At 70.4% G+C, this 18,268-nt stretch carries 14 protein-coding genes; 6 read left to right on the forward strand and 8 right to left on the reverse strand.

The features are described 5' to 3' along the window. Positions 1–3 precede the first annotated feature (3 nt). From EDF31_RS19270 to EDF31_RS19295, 6 genes are all read right to left on the reverse strand, one after another. On the reverse strand, positions 4–873 hold the full coding sequence (locus EDF31_RS19270) for an alpha/beta hydrolase (protein ID WP_131847631.1): 870 nt from the start codon (positions 871–873) through the stop codon (positions 4–6). Continuing rightward, the gene (locus tag EDF31_RS19275) at positions 870–2,666 is read right to left on the reverse strand and encodes an ABC transporter ATP-binding protein (protein WP_131847633.1); all 1,797 of its coding nucleotides are present in this window, start codon (positions 2,664–2,666) and stop codon (positions 870–872) included. Before EDF31_RS19275 ends, EDF31_RS19270 begins: the two co-directional genes overlap by 4 nt. Then, entirely contained in the window at positions 2,663–3,607 is a 945-nt protein-coding gene (locus tag EDF31_RS19280; RefSeq protein WP_131847635.1) for an ABC transporter permease, read from the reverse strand. Before EDF31_RS19280 ends, EDF31_RS19275 begins: the two co-directional genes overlap by 4 nt. Then, positions 3,604–4,584, reverse strand: a complete 981-nt coding sequence (locus EDF31_RS19285; protein ID WP_111085432.1) for an ABC transporter permease — start codon at positions 4,582–4,584, stop codon at positions 3,604–3,606. The genes EDF31_RS19280 and EDF31_RS19285 overlap by 4 nt, the downstream gene beginning before the upstream one ends. Next, the gene (locus EDF31_RS19290) at positions 4,581–6,338 is read right to left on the reverse strand and encodes an ABC transporter substrate-binding protein (RefSeq protein WP_228505606.1); all 1,758 of its coding nucleotides are present in this window, start codon (positions 6,336–6,338) and stop codon (positions 4,581–4,583) included. Before EDF31_RS19290 ends, EDF31_RS19285 begins: the two co-directional genes overlap by 4 nt. Before the next feature lie 295 nt (positions 6,339–6,633). Continuing rightward, a complete protein-coding gene (locus tag EDF31_RS19295) occupies positions 6,634–7,734 on the reverse strand; it encodes a LacI family DNA-binding transcriptional regulator (protein WP_228505604.1) in 1,101 nt (366 codons plus the stop codon). A gap of 227 nt (positions 7,735–7,961) precedes the next feature. Between EDF31_RS19295 and EDF31_RS20135 the strand changes: the two genes are divergently transcribed. After that, complete coding sequence (locus EDF31_RS20135) at positions 7,962–8,114, forward strand: hypothetical protein (RefSeq protein ID WP_159570996.1); 153 nt, start codon at positions 7,962–7,964, stop codon at positions 8,112–8,114. 153 nt (positions 8,115–8,267) lie between these two features. On the opposite strand, the gene EDF31_RS19300 is transcribed toward EDF31_RS20135, so the two are convergent. Next, entirely contained in the window at positions 8,268–8,969 is a 702-nt protein-coding gene (locus EDF31_RS19300) for a GntR family transcriptional regulator (RefSeq protein ID WP_235035805.1), read from the reverse strand. Positions 8,970–9,044: 75 nt separating this feature from the next. On the opposite strand from EDF31_RS19300, the gene EDF31_RS19305 reads away from it, so the two are divergent. Then, positions 9,045–10,262: an MFS transporter gene (locus EDF31_RS19305; RefSeq protein ID WP_243650171.1), complete on the forward strand. Its 1,218-nt coding sequence runs from the start codon at positions 9,045–9,047 to the stop codon at positions 10,260–10,262. An 87-nt stretch (positions 10,263–10,349) separates the two neighbouring features. Here the strand turns inward: EDF31_RS19305 and EDF31_RS19310 are convergent, their stop codons facing one another. Beyond that, complete coding sequence (locus EDF31_RS19310; RefSeq protein ID WP_131847637.1) at positions 10,350–11,513, reverse strand: hypothetical protein; 1,164 nt, start codon at positions 11,511–11,513, stop codon at positions 10,350–10,352. Positions 11,514–11,700: 187 nt separating this feature from the next. Here EDF31_RS19310 and EDF31_RS19315 point away from each other — a divergent pair, with 187 nt between their 5' ends. Genes EDF31_RS19315 through EDF31_RS19330 form a run of 4 tightly spaced genes read left to right on the forward strand, consistent with a single transcriptional unit; the run spans position 11,701 to position 18,114 of the window. Next, positions 11,701–13,059 (forward strand): sugar ABC transporter substrate-binding protein, encoded by a 1,359-nt coding sequence (locus EDF31_RS19315; RefSeq protein ID WP_123340015.1) that lies wholly within the window; start codon positions 11,701–11,703, stop codon positions 13,057–13,059. Next, the gene (locus EDF31_RS19320; RefSeq protein WP_131847639.1) at positions 13,056–14,141 is read left to right on the forward strand and encodes a sugar ABC transporter permease; all 1,086 of its coding nucleotides are present in this window, start codon (positions 13,056–13,058) and stop codon (positions 14,139–14,141) included. The genes EDF31_RS19315 and EDF31_RS19320 overlap by 4 nt, the downstream gene beginning before the upstream one ends. Beyond that, positions 14,138–15,073 (forward strand): carbohydrate ABC transporter permease, encoded by a 936-nt coding sequence (locus EDF31_RS19325; RefSeq protein ID WP_111085425.1) that lies wholly within the window; start codon positions 14,138–14,140, stop codon positions 15,071–15,073. Before EDF31_RS19320 ends, EDF31_RS19325 begins: the two co-directional genes overlap by 4 nt. Next, complete coding sequence (locus EDF31_RS19330; RefSeq protein WP_131847641.1) at positions 15,070–18,114, forward strand: glycoside hydrolase family 2 TIM barrel-domain containing protein; 3,045 nt, start codon at positions 15,070–15,072, stop codon at positions 18,112–18,114. Before EDF31_RS19325 ends, EDF31_RS19330 begins: the two co-directional genes overlap by 4 nt. Positions 18,115–18,268: the final 154 nt, after the last annotated feature.

The raw sequence follows: 18,268 nt of genomic DNA on the forward strand, positions 1-18,268 counted from the left end.
CTTTCAGTGGGCGTTCATGAACGCATCGAAGACGGCGACCGTGCCGAGCGGGTTCTCGATCTGGGGGCCGTGGTAGCTCTCGGCGATCACCTCGTACGACGCACCGAGACGCGACGCCATGTCCGCCTGCCACGGGATCGGCCAGGCGCCGTCCCAGACGCCGTGCGCGACGAGCACCGGCAGTCCGGTCGCGCGGAGTTCCTCGGTGGTGTCGGTGCGGTCCTCGAGGATCGCTGCGCCGCCGAGGACGCTGAGGACGCTCGTGTGGTCGAAGCGTTCGCGGACCATCCGGGCGTCGTCGGGGAGTTCCGCGTCGGGGCGGCCGGCCCAGAGCGGGTTCTGCGCGTCGAACAGCGCGCGGTTGGAGCACGTGTCGGCGACGATCGTCTTCTCGGCGGCCTTGCGGTACGACCAGCCGTGCGGGCCGGAGCAGAACATCGTCACGTCGCGGAACGACGTCGGCGACGCGATCGCTGCGGCGCGGACGATCACGCCGCCGAGCGAGTGGCCGATGAGGTGCACCGGAGCGCCGTCGTCGAGCAGTCCGGCGACGCGGACGACGTCGGCGGCCTCCTGCTCGAGCGTGTACGCCGTGCGGTCGTCGGGCGAGACCGAGTCGGCCTGTCCACGGCGGCTGACCGCCACCGCCGACCACCCGGCGTCGCGGAGGAGCGGCAGGAACGTGCGCCAGTCCTCCTTGGAGCCGGTGTAGCCCGGGACGATGAGCACGACACCCTTCGACACCCCGGACGGCACGATCCGGTACGCCGTGAGGCGGCCGATCGGCAGGTCGATGCCGACGACGTCGACTCCGTCCGGCGTCGGCAGGTGGCCGAACGCCGGCACCTCCGGGAAGTCGTGCAGCGTGGTCACAGCCGGCCCTCCGCGAGGGCGCGGCGGGGGTTCGGCACGGCGTCGAGCAGCGCGATCGTGTACGGGTCCTGCGGGTTCTGCAGCACCTCGGCCGTGCGACCCCGCTCGACCACGGCACCCTCGTGGAGCACCATGATGTCGTCGGTGATGAGCCGCGCGCTGAGCAGGTCGTGCGTGATGTAGAGGAGCGAGACGCCCCACTGCTCGCGCAGGTCCTCGAGCAGGGCGAGCACGCCGGCGCGCAACGTCACGTCGAGCATGGAGACGGGCTCGTCGGCGATGATCACCTGCGGGTCGGACGCGAGTGCCCGGGCGATGACGACGCGCTGCCGCTGCCCACCGGAGAGCTGGTGCGGGAGCTTCTGCGCGAACTGCTCGACCGGTGTCAGGCCCACGGTCTCGAGGAGCTCGAGCACGCGGCGCCGGGCGTCCTGCCCCGTCAGGTCCGTGTAGTTCGCGATCGGGCGGGACAGCGTGTACTCCACGGTGTGCAGCGGGTTGAGCGCCGCGTACGGGTCCTGGAACACCATCTGCACCTCGGAGCGGAGGTCCCGCAGGCCGCGCTTGCCCAGGCGTGCGACGTCGAGGTCGCCGAACCGGACGGTGCCGGTCGTCGGCTTCTCGACCCCGGTCAGGAGCTTCGCGATGGTCGACTTTCCCGAACCGGACTGACCGACCAGGGCGAGCGACTGCCCCGGCTCGAGGGTGAACGACACGTCGCGCACCGCCTGCACGGGCTGCTCGCCGCGGCGCGGAGCCGGGTAGGTCTTCACGATGTTCGAGACGACGATCGGGTTCTTCGCCGCCGAGCGCTCACGCGACCCGACGGTGCTGAACGACGACGTGGCCTCCTGCCGCTTCTCGCCGGACGTCGCACGCTGCGACCGGTCCGGGAACCCGGGCAGGGACACGATCTCGGCCCGCGGGTCGGCGTAGTGCGACAGCAGCATCTGCGTGTACTCGTCCTGCGGGTTGCGCAGGAGCTCCTTCGAGCCGCCGTCCTCGACGATGCGGCCCTCGTGCATGACGAGCACGCGCTCGGTGGCCTCGAGCACGATGCCGAGGTCGTGGCTGATCAGGATCGCCGTGAAGCCCTCGGCCTGCTGCAGCTCGATGATCGTGTCCATGACGGCGTGCTGCACGAGCACGTCGAGTGCCGTGGTCGGCTCGTCGAACACCATGAGCTGCGGTTCGAGCGACAGGGCCAGGGCGATCGAGACACGCTGCCGCATGCCGCCGGAGAGCTCCCCGGGGAACCGGGCGAGCATCGACGTCGGCAGCTTCACCTTCTCGATGAGCTCCTTCATCCGGGCGTCCCAGCGGTCGCGCGACACGTGGCCGTGCGCCTTGAAGATGTCGATGAAGTGGTTCCGCACGGTGCGCACCGGGTTGAGCGCGTTCATGCCGGACTGCAGCACCATCGCGAAGCCGCCCTGGCGCTGCTGCCGGAGCGCTTCCTCGTTGAGGTCACGGATGTCGTGACCGTTGAAGACGATGCTGCCGCCGTTCGTCCGCGCCGGCGGCTTCTGCAGACGCGTCAGCGCGTAGCCGAGCGTCGACTTGCCCGAACCGGACTCGCCCACCAGGCCGACGAACTCGCCCTTCCGCAGGCTGAACGACACGTGGTCGACCGCCTGCACGGCCGTCTGGCCGGCCGATTCGTACACGACCGACAGGTCGCGGACGTCCAGCAGGACGCCCTGGGCGTCACCACCGTCGGACGGGAGGCCCGTGGCGGCGCCGTCCCGCGCCTCCAGGCCGTCTGCTGGTTGCGTCGTACGCGAGCCGCTCATGCGGTCGCCTCCTTGCGCTTCGGGCGCGCGCCTTCGCGCAGCCGCGGGTTGGACACGGCGTCGACGCCGAAGTTGATCAGGGTGAGGCTCATCGCGAGCAGCGCGATGCAGAGGCCGGGGGCGAAGAGCAGGATCCACTGGCCGGTGAGCAGCGCGTTGGAGTTCTGCGCCCAGTAGAGGATCGTGCCCCAGCTGACGATCGACGAGTCGCCGAGCCCGAGGAACTCGAGGCCCGCCTCGGCCAGGATCGCGCTCGTGGCCGCTCCGAAGAACGAGCCGACGATGAGCGAGGTCATGTTCGGCAGGATCTCGCGGAACACGATGCGGGTCGCGCCGTCGCCGGAGAACTGCGCGGCCGTCACGAAGTCGCGACCGCGCAGGGACTGCGTCTGGCTGCGCAGGACGCGAGCGCCCCAGGCCCAGCCGGTGACGACGATCACCGCGATGATGACCGCGATGCCGCCGTTCTGCAGGTACGCCGCGATGACGATCATCAGGGGCAGGCCCGGGATGACCAGGAACAGGTTCACGATGAAGCCGATGACCTCGCCGATCCACCCGCGGACGTAGCCCCAGCTGAGGCCGATCGCGACGGCGACGAGCGTCGACAGGATGCCGGCGACGGCACCCACCATCACGGAGATCCGTGCGCCGTAGATGATCTGGGACAGGACGTCCTCGCCAGCGGCGGTGGTGCCCATCCAGTGGTCGGCGGTCGCGTCGGCGGACCGGGCGAACCCGTTCTGGCTGGCACCGTACGGGGCCAGGAGCGGCGCGAAGATCGCGACCAGCACGAACACCGCGAGGATGATGATGCCGATCCGGGCCTTCGAGTTCGACCAGACGACGCCGAACTGGCGGGCGGTGCTCTTCCACTTGGAAGGAGCCTGTTGTTCGTCGGTGTCCTGGGTCCGGACAGCGACAGTGGCGTTGTTGGTCATCGGCGCGTCCTCGGGTCCAGGACGCCGTACATGACGTCCACGATGAAGTTGGCGATGAGCACCGACACGGTGATCATCAGGAAGAGGGCCTGCATCAGCGGGTAGTCCTGCCCGATGACGGCGTTGAACAGCAGGTAGCCGATGCCGGGGTAGCCGAAGACCTGCTCGACCAGCACCGAACCGCCGACCACGCCACCGAGTGCCAGACCGAAGCCGGTCAGGTTCGGCAGGATCGCGTTCCGCGCCGCGTACCGGACGGCCACGGTGCGGCCGCGCAGACCGTTCGCCTCGGCGAAGGTCACGTAGTCGTCACCGAGCGTGTTGATCATCGCGTTGCGCATGCCGATGATCCAGCCGCCGAGGCTCGTCACCAGGATCGTCACCGCGGGCAGCACCGCGTGCTGCAGGGCATCGGCCGCGAACGCTCCGTTGAGCCCCGGGGTGGTGGTCGCCGAGTAGGCGCCCGTGGTCGGGAACCAGTGCAACACGTAGCCGAGGAAGAACAGAAGGAGCAGGGCGGTCCAGAAGTACGGGAACGTCGACATGAACGACCCCGACAGCGTCGGGAGCGAGTCCAGCCAGGTGCCGCGCTTCCACGCCGCCGCGACGCCGATCAGGGTGCCGAGGACGAACGCGAGGATCGTCACGACGCCGACCAGGATGAGCGTGTACGGCAGGGCCTTCGACACGAGGTCACCGACCGGCTGCGGGTAGAACGTGTAGCTCACCCCGAAGTCGAGCGTGACGACCTGGTGCAGGTAGTTGACGTACTGGTCCCACAGGTTGCCCGTGGGGACGCCGAGCTGGGCCTCGATGGCCTTCTTGGTGGCTTCGGTGACGGGGCCGTTCTGGCTGAGCTTCGCCAGCGCGGCGTCCGACGGGCTGCCCGGCATGAGGCGCGGGAGCACGAAGTTCAGCGTGACCGCGGCCCAGAGGGTCAGGACGAAGAGGACGAGTTTCTGGAGGATGTACTTCACTTCTGGTCCTCTTGCTGCTTCAGGATCTCCTGGCCGGCTGCGCTGTCCCGGAGCCGGAGCTTCGAGAAGATGAGCAGCGGTGCGGAGTCGTAGTTCTGCGGGGCCATGTACGGGTCCTCGGCGCTGGGCCAACCGACGAACTTGCCGGTGTTGAACAGCCCCCAGAGCCCGCCGTAGTACATGCCGATCACGGGCAGCTCGTCGTACACGATCTCCTGCAGCTGGTTCAGGATCTCCTGCTGCTTCGCCGTGTCCGTCGTCGCCTTGTACTCGTCGAGGAGCTTCTGGGTGTCGGCGTTCTTGTAGCGCTCGTAGTTGTTGACCGTCGACTTGCCGACCGGCTGGTAGAAGTCGCTGCTGAGCAGGGAGTTGAACGCCTGGTAGACGTCACCGTTGCCCATGCCGCCCATCGCCATGTCGAACGTGCCGTTGTTGATGTTCTGCTGGTAGCCGGCGGGCTGTGGTGCCTGGATCGTCACCTTCACACCGATGGCCGTCAGGTCGCGACGGACCTCCTGCGCGGCACGGAGCCAGTCCGAGTAGCCGTTCGCGGTCATGATGGTGATGGACAGCTGCTTGCCGTCCTTCATGATCTTCCCGCCCTGCTCGGTCCAGCCGGACTTCGCGAACGCGGCCTTCGCAGCGTCGACGTCCTGCGTGATCATGCCCTTGTCCGGGATGTCCGGGTTGAGGTACTTCTCCTGGTTCGGCAGGATCAGGCCGGTCTGGCCCGCTGCCGCCAGGTTGCCCTCGGACGCGGTCTCGGCGATGTCGTCACGGTTCAGCGCGAGCGAGATGCCCTTGCGGACGTTGACGTCGTTGTACGGGGCCTTCGTCAGGTTCGGGATGAGGCCGATCACGCCACCGGCCGGGAACCACCACTGGTTCGTCTTCGACGCGGCACCCCAGGTGCCCTTGACGTCCGAGATGAACGAGTACGCCCAGTCGTAGCCGCGGGTGACGGTGTCGAGCTGCGTGTTGGTCGCCGGCAGGATGAGGTGCTTGATGGCGATCTTGTCGGCTTGCCAGTACGTCGGGTTCTTGTCCATCGAGTACTGCTGGTCGGTGTAGTTGCCGAGCACGAACGGGCCGGTGCCGACCGGGTTCGGGTCGCGGAACGTCGTCGGGTCCTTCACGCCGCCCCAGTGCTGCTCACCGAGGATGTACGTCGCGCCGATGATGTTCAGGCTCGGCACGTCGTCGCTCTTGAGGTGGAAGACGACGTGGTCGCCGTCCACCTCGATGCTCTTGATGTGCTGCCAGGCGCCCTTGACGTCCATCGCCGGGAACTTCTTCAGCAGGTCGAACGTGAAGACGACGTCCTTCGCCGAGAACGGCGAGCCGTCGGACCACTCGACGCCCTGGCGGATCGTCATGTCGATCGTGCTGGCGTCCGGCTGGCTCCACTTGCTGGCCAGCCACGGGGTGCCCTTGCCGTCGAGGGGGTTGATCTCGATGAGCGGCTCGTACATCCACTTGGAGGCCGTGCGGGCGTTCGCGATGTACGGGTTGAAGTTGCGGTCGAACAGCGGGTTGCCGTGGTCCGCGTTGATGAGCATCGTGTCCTTGCCGATCGTGGGATCGGGTTCGGACCGGACCTGGATGCTGCAGCCGGTGGCCATGAGGGCCACGGCTGCGAGCCCGGCGATCGCCGCGACGAGGCGTCCGCGTCGTCGGGTGCTGCCGGGGCGCGTTCCGGGAGCGCGGGTCCCGGGGTCGCGCTTGCCGCGCGTGCGCTGTGGGGGAAGCGTCATTGCTCGGTCGACCTCCGTGTCGAATCGGTACTGGGTCAATGTATGCGCTTACATCGCGTCGCGCAACACCGGGGTTCCGTGCCGGGGTGGTACGTAGGCGCGGGCGGCGGCAGCGAGCGTCGGAGCGAGGGTCGGAGCGAGGGTCGCTGCGCACGGTGCGCGTTCCGTCGCCGGGTGCGAGGCTGCCCGCTCCGTGCGCGGTTACAGGCCCGCACCGGGCGGTCAACGTCGCACGAGATGAGCAAAGCCGCACGGTGCGGCCGCACCGCCGCGCCGCTCGCCGCACGGCCGCTCGTCACAGCGCCGGCGGGCAGCTCTCGCGCAGCAGCACCTCGACCGGCAGGCGGACGGCGCGCGGCGGCCCCTCGCGGTGGTCCAGCCGGTCGACGATCGCCCGCACCGCAGCACGCCCGAGCTCCCCCATCGGCTGGTGCACGGTGGTGAGCCGCGGCGACGAGAAGCGCCCGGCGTCGATGCCGTCGAAGCCGGTGACGACGACGTCCTCGGGCACGCGCAGGCCCCGGGCGGTGGCGGCGTCGAGCACCCCGAGTGCCGACTGGTCGTTCGAGCACACGATGGCCCGGGGCACCTCGTCCGCCAGCAGCGTCGCCGCCAGCTCCCGCGCCCGCGCCCGGCCGAAGTCGCCGTGCACCACCCGGACCGACGAGGCCGGCACCCCGTGGTCCGCCAACGCCGACCGGAAGCCCGTCGAGCGCTCCATGTCGTCCGGCGAGTCGATCGGGCCTGCGACGTACGCGAGCGACCGGATGCCGAGCCGCCCGATCACGTGCGATGCGAGCGTCCGCATGCCGGCGCTGTTGTCCACGCTCACGGAGTCGAACCCGTGCGACCGCCGGTCGTCGGCGAGCACCACGACCGGGATCCGACGGGCGACGTGCTCGAGCAGGTCGTCCGGCACGGTCTGCGCGAGCACGGCGAGGCCGTCCACCCGGCCGGCGACGTCGTTGACGATCACGTCGCGCGACGACCCCCGACCGGCGGCGACCATCAGCGCGAGTCCGCGCTGCCAGGCCTCGGTCTCGGCGCCGCGCAGGACCTCGTCGAAGTACAGGTTCGAGGAGAACGGCTGGGTCACGTGGCGGCGGTCGTCGACCACGCGGACGCCCCCGTCGGTGACCAGGTCCGGCCGTTCGTCGGGTACCACGTCGAACCCGGGCAGCAGCAGTCCGACGACGCCGGTGCGCTTGCCGGCGAGGGCTCGGGCGTTGCCGGAGGGGACGTAGCCGAGGCTGCGGATCGCCGCCTGGACGCGGTCCCGGGTGCCCTCGCGGACGGCGTCCGGCGTGCGGAGCACGCGCGAGACGGTCGCGATCGAGACGTTCGCGGCACTGGCGACGTCGTAGACCGTGGGAGGTGCGGTACGTGGTGCAGCCAAGCCGTGCCTCCCGTCCGACGTCCGCTGGTGCGCACCGGGGCGGCGCGGCCGCACCATCCTAGGCACGGTCCGTGACGGCACTTCTCCACATGTGACGAAAGCCCTTGCGGCGGCCGGAGCGACCGCGCGACACTGTCACGACCTCAGTACGTCCCGTGAGGAAGCGCACCGGCGGGCAGGATGCCCGCGCACACCACGATGCCCACACGCAGGGGAAGGACACCGACATGTCACAGGCGACACGATCCGGAAGCAAGCTGGCGAACCGCGCGAGCCACGACGAGGCCGAGGTGCGCGACGCGCTGCTCGAGCGCACCGACGGCGGCGGTTCGACGTTCGACCAGCTCGACGCGACGGAGGAGCGCGCGGACCGCCCGTAGCGGGTCACGTCCGGCGTCGACCGGGCGACGGCCAGGAGGCGCGGACCGGCACCTGCTGTCGGGTCGCGTTTCCGGCGCGGTCGCGTCCAGTGCCCAGCTCGCCCGGCAGATCGGGTCACGCTCCACGCGTGCCGTCAGGTCACGCGGTTCGCGTCAGCGCTCGGTCGCCCCGACGATCGTCATGCCCGCGCCGCGCAGTCGGCGGCGCTCCTGTGCGATCCAACCGAGCAACCGGTCGTTCGTCCCGGCGACGTGCGCCGCGACGAGCCCGGCCGCACGGTCGGCGTCACCGTCGCGCACGGCGTCGATGATGGCGCTGTGCTCGTCCCACGCGGCGTCGCGTGCCTCGGGTGTGCGCACCTCGATCCACCGGGTCCGCTCGAGACGGGTCAGGGCATCGGCGATCGCGTCGGTGATGAACCGGTTGCCGCCGAGCGCCGCCAGGTCGAGGTGGAACGTCGAGCCCATCCGGATGCCGGCTTGCTGGTCGGGTGTCGGGCGCAGGGCGTCGAGGTGCCCGCGGACCTCGGCGAGCTGTTCGGCGCTCGCCCGCTCGACCGCGAGTCGGGTGGCGGCGGGTTCGAGCACGCCCCGGAGTTCGGCGAGCGAGGCGATCTCGTCGAGGTCGATCGGGGTGACCGTCCACGAGCGCCCCTCGTGCAGGATGAGTCCCTCGCGCTCGAGCCGAGACAGCGCGGCACGGACGGGGGTCCGCGAGGCGTGGAACCGCGCTTCGAGACCGCGCTCCGAGATGCGCTCCCCCGGCGCGATGTCGAGCGTCAGGATCGCGGCACGCAGGTTGTCGTAGAGCTGGGCCGTCTGCGACACCGGGGTTGCATCGGTCGTGTCGGTCACGGCCAACAACTCTAGCGGGGACACCGTCGGAATGGTATACCGTTGTGGTATACCAATTGCTTCCGAGATGAAACGATGCGAGCCACCACGATGACCGCGACCGCCGCACCCCCGACGCCAACCACGATCGGCCGCCGAGCGTGGACGATGCTCGCGCTCGGCGTGGCGGCACAGGCCGCCGGGACCCTCGTGGTGACGGCTCCCGCTCTGCTCATCCCGTACCTGCACGCGAACGGCACGTCCCTGACCGTGGCGGGCGTGCTCGCCGCTGCACCGACGTTCGGCATGGTCCTGACGCTCATCGCCTGGGGCGCCATCACCGACCGGATCGGCGAGCGGATCGTGATCGCCGGCGGACTCGTGCTGACGACCCTCGCGGTGGTCGGGGCATGGCTCGCCGCGGGCGACCCGGTCCTGCTCGGGCTGGCCTTCCTGCTGGGCGGCATGACGAGCGCGTCGACGAACGCCGCGAGCGGCCGGGTCGTCGTCGGGTGGTTCCCGAAGGAGCGGCGCGGGCTCGCCATGGGGATCCGGCAGATGTCGCAGCCGCTCGGGGTGACACTCGCGGCGGTCACGGTGCCGCAGCTCGCCGAGGGGTCCGGGATCCGCGCGGCCCTCGTCCTACCGATCGTCCTCTGCGCCGTGCTCGCGGTGCTCTGCGCCGTCGGCATCCAGAACCCACCGCGACCGGCCCGGCACACGGCACCGGCCGACGCGACGGCGAACCCGTACCGGTCGAGCGGCTTCCTGTGGCGGATCCACGCGGTGTCGATCCTGCTCGTGGTGCCGCAATTCACCCTGTCGACCTACGGGCTGGTGTGGCTCGTCGGACTGGGGTGGTCGACGGCCGCGGCAGGGCTGCTCGTCGGGGCGTCGCAGTTCGTCGGGGCGATCGGGCGGATCCTGGTAGGGGTGTGGAGCGACCGGGCCGGCTCACGCGTCGGACCGCTGCGGATCGTCGTCGTGAGCGCCGCCGTCGTGATGGGGCTGCTCGCGCTGGTCGACGTCACGCACCTGGCGGCCGGCGCCGTGTTCCTGGTGATCGCGACGAGCGTCACCGTGGCGGACAACGGGCTGGCCTACACGTCGGTCGCCGAGGCGGCCGGGCCGTTCTGGTCCGGTCGGGCCCTCGGGACGCAGAACACCGGGCAGTTCATCGCGGCGAGCGCCGTCGGCCCGGGCATCGGCGCGTTGGTGACGGCGCTCGGGTTCGCGGCGTCGTTCGGCATCGTGGCCGTGCTGCCGCTGCTGGCCCTGCCGCTGGTCCCGCGCACCGACCGGTCGCACGACTGACCCGCGCGATGCGCTGTAGGAACGGGCGTACCTGGTCGAAAGAACTGACCAGGTACGCCCGTTTCGATAAGGTACGCGCGCGGCTCGCTAGGCGGGGACGACCGGGCCCACAGGCCAGCGCAGGAGCGCGGCGGCGGGAGCACCACCGGGCAGCGACGCGGCGTTGACGAGCACGAGCTCGGCGTCGGTCAGCACCGCGGCCCGCACCATCGCGCACACCGCCGGCACCGCCCCGATGACGGGCGTCCCCGCGGCCTGCTCCGGTGCGGTGGCGACCCACGGCGCCCCAGCGAGCGCGAGCAGCGTCCGGTCGCCGATGGCCACGGCGTCGAGGGCGACGGTCGCGCCCTGGGCCTGCTGCAGCGCCTCGACGACGGGTCCGAGGCCGGTGACGACCTGGTTGTCGCCACGGCCGACGTGCGTGCGGAGCGAGTCCTCGAGGTCGTGGCGGCGGGTGGCGACGACGCGGGCGAGTGCGGTCTCGACGTGCTCGACGAAGGCCTGCTTCGAACCGGCGTCGGCGCGCGGGTCGCCCGGGAACACCGAGACGAGTGCACGGGTCTCGGACGAGAGTGCCTTCACCAGGAGCTCACGGGCGGTGACGTCACCGGCGACGACGACGAGTCCGGGGCGGATCGTCCGAACGGCCTCGTCGACGGCGGCAGCGGTCTCCGACGAGTTCTGCTTCCAGATCTCCTCGGTGTGTTGCTGCCAGTGCGGCTGCTTCCACCCGGTGCCGGCCTTGGCGTAGTGCAGGGTGTCGTTCCGGCCTGCCACCTGCTGCTCGGACGCGTCGGCCGCGACCGGGGCGTGCCCGAGGCGGTAGGCACGGAAGGCCCCGCCCTCCTTGCCGGCGTGGACCACCAGGAACGGCAGGTCGACGGGACGGTGGGCGACGAGCGGCACCAGATCCGGCACGGCTCCGACGCCGACCGACTCCGATCCGTGCAGCGGCCCGGGCAGGACCTCGCTCAGCACGACCTCGCCGTCGTGCACGAGCACGTACCGGGTGACGGGCGAGGGGACGCCGGGCTCCTGCTCGAACTCGGTGGCGACGGCGTCGACGACCTCGTCGGACGCACCCTGTGCCCGGAGCCCCTCCTCGACACCGCGGAGCTTGAGCGCCGCCTGTCGTCGGGGATCCTCGACGTTGCCGGAGACGTCGGCGTAGGCCCAGGCCCAGGTGCTGCCGCCCTCCAGTCGCTCTCCCAGGATCCGGTGCAGTTCGCTCGTCGCGTTGGTCGACGTCATGGCAGCTCCTCTCGGACGGTTGCCGGAGCTGACGAGCCCCGGCGCTCTCACGTGCGACCACACTCCACCTCGCCGCCACCGGGCGTCCACAGTCGGGAGCGAACACCCAGGCGCGAAACTGCAACGACGCTCGGTTTTGTGGTTGGCTGACCTGGACCCCGAATCGACGACGAACCGGAGTGCGGCAATGACGCCTCGACCACGACCCATCTCCAGACGACAACTCCTGGGCTTCGGCATCGGCACGGCGGCGGCAGGGCTGCTCGCCGGCTGCGCGGTCCCCGGGTCCACCAACGTGAACAAGGCCGCCCTCGTGCCGGCCGCCGCGTCGGGCGAGACCGTCCAGCTCACCTACTGGGCCTGGCTGAAGGACCTGCAGAAGGTCTGCGACGTCTGGAACAAGACGCACCCGAACATCCAGGTGTCGGCGAACTGGATCCCCGGTGGCAACAGCGGCGGGTACCAGAAGATGTACTCCGCGCTGGCGGCCGGCGGCGGTCCGGACATCGGTCAGGTCGAGCTCCGGCAGATCCCCGAGTTCATGCTCGCCAACGGTCTCGTCGACCTCGCCCGCTACGGCGCGAAGGACTTCGAGTCGAAGTACGACGAGGCGGCGTGGGCGCAGGTGTCCTTCGTCGACGGCATCTACGGCATCCCGCAGGACACCGGCCCCATGGGGTTCTACTACCAGACCGCCCTGCTCGAGCAGGCCGGCGGCGAGCCCCCGACGACGTGGGACGAGTGGCGGGACCTGGCCGAGAAGGTCCGGAAGACGGGCAAGCAGAACTACCTCGAGGTGTTCCCGGTCTCGGACGCGTCACCGTTCGCCGCGTACGCACAGCAGGCCGGCGCCCGCTGGTTCAAGGTCGACGGTGACGAGTGGGTCGTCGACATGACCGACGACAAGACCCTGATGGTCGCGGACTTCTTCGACGGGGTCATCGACGACAAGCTCGTCGACACCAGTGCCGGTGCGTACTCCCCCGGCTGGTACGCCTCGGCCGCGAGCGGCAAGATCGCCGCGGTCACGAGCGCGAGCTGGGGTGACGCCCTGATCGAGTCCGTGCAGGGCGGCGAGGGCAAGTGGAAGGTCGCCCCGATGCAGAAGTGGGGCGCCGACGGCTTCGGCTCGAGCGCCATCGGCGGCTCGACGGCGGCGGTCCTTGCGAACGCGAAGCACCCGAGGGAAGCGCTCGAGTTCATCACCTGGATGACCACCTCGAAGGAGGGCATCGACGCGATGATCAAGTACTGCGGCATCGGCTGGTCGCCCGCGGTCGACTACATCGGCAAGCAGCGCGAGCAGCCGTCGAAGTGGTTCTCCGGCCAGAACTACAACGAGGACGTCTTCGTGCCGGCCTCGAAGGAGCAGAACATCGACTGGTCGTGGTCCCCCGTGACCCAGTCGGCGTTCACGAGCCTGCAGAACCAGTTCCGCCGCAAGCTCACCTCCGGCCTCAAGCTCTCCGACGCGGTGGAACTCGCGCAGCGGGAGATCGTCCAGTCCTTCAAGGACAAGGGCCTCAGCGTCAGGACGGCACGATGAGCCAGCAGACCAGCACGCGACCCGCCTTCCGCACGAGCACGAAGGCCACGAGTGCGCAGAAGCGTGCTCCGTGGATCCTGCTCGCGCCGTTCCTGGCCCTGTTCCTGCTGACGTTCATCATCCCGATCATCAGTGCCCTGTTCCAGTCGTTCACGACCGTCGACCGCGAGGGTCTGTTCGGCGAGGACGGCGTCGTCGGCAAGTTCGCCGGCTTCGACAACTACGCGATCGCCCTGCAGGACTCCGGCTTCGTCGCCTCGATCGGCCGCATGTTGCTCTTCGGCATCGTGCAGGTCCCGGTGATGATCATCGCCTGCACGATCCTGGCGCTGCTGCTCGAGTCGGCGAGCGCCCGCTGGCCGGGCTTCTTCCGCGCGATCTACTTCATGCCGTACGGCGTCCCCGGCGTCATCGCGACGATCCTGTGGTCGTTCCTGTACGTGCCCGGCCTGTCGCCGATCGTGTCGCTGCTGCAGTCGATGGGGCTGCAGCCGGACTTCCTCGGCGCGAACAGCGTGCTGTGGTCGATCGCGAACATCGTCACGTGGACCTACACGGGCTACAACATGCTCATCATCGTGGCCCAGCTGAAGTCGATCCCCGGCGAGGTCTACGAGGCCGCCAAGATGGACGGTGCCGGCCCGTTCCAGGTCGCATGGCGGATCCAGATCCCGCTCATCGCGCCAGCCCTGGTGCTCACGACGGTGTTCTCGATCATCGGGACGCTGCAGCTCTTCGCGGAGCCGCAGATCCTGTCCACGGTCGCCCCGGCGATCGACACCGAGTACACGCCGAACTACGCCGCGTACACGAACGCGTTCGCGTTCAACGAGTACGGCGTCGCGAGTGCGCAGGCGGTCATCATCGCGCTGGCCGCGTTCATCCTGTCGTTCGCGTTCCTCGCGTTGACGAACCGCGCGCCGAAGGACGAACGCGACCGGCGCAAGCGCGCCAAGCGTGACGGCCTGGAGGCCCGCACCGCGCTCCAGACGCGCGCTGCGGCGGGCAGCACGGTCACCTCCACAGCCGACCCGGGCCTCCAGTCCGGTCGCGTCGCGACCACCGAAGGGACTGAACGATGACCAGCGAAGCCATCGAAGCGCCGGCCACGGCGAAGACCGCCGTCCCCGTGGACACCACGTCGATCTCGGCGCACCAGCGCCGGAAGCTCGACCGGTCCCCGCGCTCGCAGATCGTCGTGACGGGCATCCTCGTCATCGTCGCGCTGTACTTCCTCGTCCCGCTGTACTGGGTCGTCATCGCCGCGACGAAGACGACCGGCGCGCTGTTCTCGACGAACGGGTTCTGGTTCGGCGGCGAGTTCGCGCTCTGGAGCAACCTGCAGCAGGTGTTCACCTACGACGGCGGCATCTTCGTCCGGTGGATCGCGAACAGCATCCTTTACTCCGGCGTCGGTGCGGTCCTGGCGACCTACTTCGCCGCAGCCGGCGGGTACGCGCTGGCGAAGTACGACTTCAAGGGTCGGCAGTTCGTGTTCGGCACGATCCTCGGCGGCGTGCTCGTGCCCGGGACCGCGACGGCGCTGCCGCTGTTCCTGCTGTTCTCGACCCTCGGCCTGACCGACACGTACTGGAGCGTGCTCATCCCGAGCCTCGTCTCCCCGTTCGGCCTGTTCCTGTGCCGGGTGTACGCGGCGGCGTCGGTGGACACCACGCTCCTCGAACAGGCACGCATCGACGGTGCCAGCGAGCTCCGGATCTTCCACACCGTGGTGCTCCGGCAGATGACCCCGGCCCTGGTGACCGTGTTCCTGTTCCAGGTCGTCGGCATCTGGAACAACTTCTTCCTGCCGCTCATCATGCTGGCAGACCAGAAGCTGTACCCGATCACACTGGGGTTGAACAACTGGCGCTCGCAGGTCGACCGCCTGCCGGAGTTCTACCAGCTCACCACCGGCGGGGTGCTCGTCTCGGTCATCCCGCTCGTCATCGCCATCATCGTCCTGCAGCGCTTCTGGCGCGGGGGCCTCACGGAAGGATCGGTCAAGGGTTGACCAACTCCGCACTCGACGACCTCCACTCGACCTCGCCGGGTTCGGCATCACGGCTCCCTCCGCGGGCCGCGCTCCACACCGACGCACCCTCGCTGTCGCTCAACGGCGACTGGCGCTTCCGGTGGTCGCCGGTCGCATCGGTGTCCGACGCGTTCGCGACCGACGCTGCCGTGGAGGACGACCCCGCGTGGGGCGAGCTGCCGGTGCCGTCGCACTGGGTGCTGCACGGGCACGGGTCGCCGAGCTACACGAACCTGCAGTACCCGTTCCCGATCGACCCGCCGCACCCGCCGGACGAGAACCCCACCGGCGATCACCGGCGCACGTTCGAGCTGCCGGCGTCCTTCGCGGCGGCCGGTCGGGTGCTGCTGCGGTTCGACGGGGTCGAGTCGCACTTCCGGGTGTGGCTGAACGGCACGCTCGTGGGCTGGTCGACCGGGTCCCGCCTGGCGACCGAGTTCGACGTCACGCAGCTGCTCCGTCCGGGGTCGAACGACCTGGCCGTGCGGGTGCACCAGTGGTCGGCGGCGTCGTACCTGGAGGACCAGGACCAGTGGTGGCTGCCGGGGATCTTCCGCGACGTCACGCTGCTCGCCCGTCCGACGGCGCCGATCGACGACGTGTTCGTCAGGGCTTCCTGGGCGCCCACGTTGGGCAGTGCCGCGACGGCCGGGACCGCGGCGTCCGGACGCCCGGCGACCGGCAGCGGGACCATCACGTTCCCGACGCTGGACGCTGGCTTCCCGGTGCGGTTCGCGGTGCCCGACCTGGGCGTCGACGTGACGTGGGCGACGGCCGACGAGGTCACGCCGATCGAGGTCGAGGGCGTCGAGCCGTGGAGCGCGGAGCTGCCGAAGCTGTACGACGCGACGGTGTCGACCGGCACGGACGCCGGCGGTGCCGCCGGTGGCGAGACCGTCTCGTTGCGGCTCGGCTTCCGCACCGTGTCGATCGAGGGCGACCGGTTCCTGGTGAACGGCGAGCGCGTGGTGTTCCACGGCGTGAACCGGCACGAGACCCACCCCGTCCGCGGCCGCGTCTTCGACGAGGAGCACGCCCGCGCGGACATGGCGCTCATGAAGCGCAACAACGTCAACGCGATCCGCACCTCGCACTACCCGCCGCACCCCCGCGTGCTGGACCTCGCCGACGAGCTCGGCTTCTGGGTGATCCTGGAGACCGACCTCGAGACCCACGGGTTCATCTTCACCGGCTGGGTCGGCAACCCGTCGGACGACCCGGCCTGGGCGGACGCCTACCTCGACCGCGTCGCACGGACCGTCGAGCGGGACAAGAACCACCCGTCCATCGTGATGTGGTCGCTCGGCAACGAGTCCGGCACCGGCCGGAACCTGGCGGCGATGTCGCAGTGGGTGCACGACCGCGACGCCGAGCGGCCCGTGCACTACGAGGGCGACTACACGGGCGAGTACACCGACGTGTACTCGCGGATGTACCCGTCGCTGCAGGAGACCGAGTCCATCGGTGGCGGCACCCCGACGCCCCTGCTCGGCTGCGGCCCGGCCGAGGCCGCACGGCAACGCTCGAAGCCGTTCATCCACTGCGAGTACGTCCACGCGATGGGCAACGGCCCCGGCCAGATCGCCGAGTACGAGGCCCTGGTCGACCGGTACCCGCGCCTGCACGGCGGGTTCGTGTGGGAGTGGCGCGACCACGGGCTCCTGGCGCAGACGGCGTCCGGCCAGGACTACTACGCCTACGGCGGCGACTTCCACGAGGTCGTGCACGACGGCAACTTCGTGATGGACGGCCTGGTGCTGCCCGACGACTCCCCGACCCCGGGGCTCGCCGAGTTCGCGGCCGTGGTCGCGCCGATCCGCCTGGCGGTGTCGGACACCACGATCCTGGTCGAGAACCGGTACCACTCGGCCTCGACCGCCGGGCTGCGGTTCTGCTGGACCCTGTCGCGGAAGGGCGTCGTCGAGGCCTCCGGTCGGTTCGCCGCCGGTGTGGTGGCCGCCCGCGAGTCGGCGACCGTCCCGGTGCCGTCCGAGGTGCTCGACGCGGCCACCGCCGAACTCGCACCCGGCGACGAACTCTGGCTCGACCTGACCGCCGAACTGGCGGGCCCGACCGCGTGGGCGGACACCGGCCACGTCGTTGCACGCACCCAGCGGCTCGTCGCGAGCCGTGTGGCGGACGCACCACGGGCCTCCCGGCAGGGGTGGGACGGCGACCGTCTCGGCGACGGGACGTTCTCGGACCGCGGCGACCTGGTGTCCTGGAAGGGCCACGAGGTCGCAGGACCCCGCCTGGAGCTCTGGCGCGCCCCGACCGACAACGACCGCTTGGCGTCGCAGGGCGGCTACGAGACGGCGGACCCGGTGCTGACGCACGGTGTCGGTGACCCGGACGCTCCCCCGTCGGCCTCGCGCTGGCGGGACCGTGGACTGGACCGGCTGACCCACCGCCTGGTGTCGGTGGCACGGACCGACTCCGGCCTGGAACAGCGGGTGCGGGTGGCGGCGGCGAACAGCGGGTGGGGCCTCGAGGTCACGCACCGCTGGACCCTGACGTCCGACGGGCTGGTGCTGCAGACCGACGCGGTGCCGTTCGGGGCGTGGGACGTCACCTGGCCGCGGATCGGGGTGCGGTTCGACCTGCCGGCCGGGTTGGCCGACGAGACGGCCACGTGGTTCGGCACCGGGCCGCTCGAGTCGTACGCCGACTCGTCCCACGCTGCCCGGGTCGGCCGGTTCACCGCTCCGGTGCGGTCGCTCGGGGTCGAGTACTCGCGGCCGCAGGAGACCGGGCACCGGCCTGCGCTGCGCTCGTTGTCCGTCGGGCCGTTCACGGTGTCGACCGTGGGGTCGCACCGTGCGGGCTTCACCCTGTCGCCGTGGACCGCGCAGCAGATCGACCGCGCCGAGCACCCGTACGAGCTGCCGACGTCGGACCACCTGTACCTGTACCTCGACGCGGCACAGCACGGGCTCGGCAGCCGGGCGTGCGGCCTCGACGTGCTGCCCGAACACCAGCTCTGGCCGCAGGCGTTCAGTTGGAGCGTGGCGCTGGCGTAGGGCGCGGCGGCCTGCGTCCGACTCGTCCGCGCCCCGCTGCCGTCGTCGCGCCCCCCCACAAAGGGGGGCGCCGACCCCCCCCGGGGGCGGAAAGGTGGGCCCGCCCCCCCCCCCCCCCCCGACCACCCCCAACCCCCCGCCGCCCCGGGGCGCC

This window comes from Curtobacterium sp. PhB142 (assembly GCF_004341255.1).
Taxonomy (GTDB): domain Bacteria; phylum Actinomycetota; class Actinomycetes; order Actinomycetales; family Microbacteriaceae; genus Curtobacterium.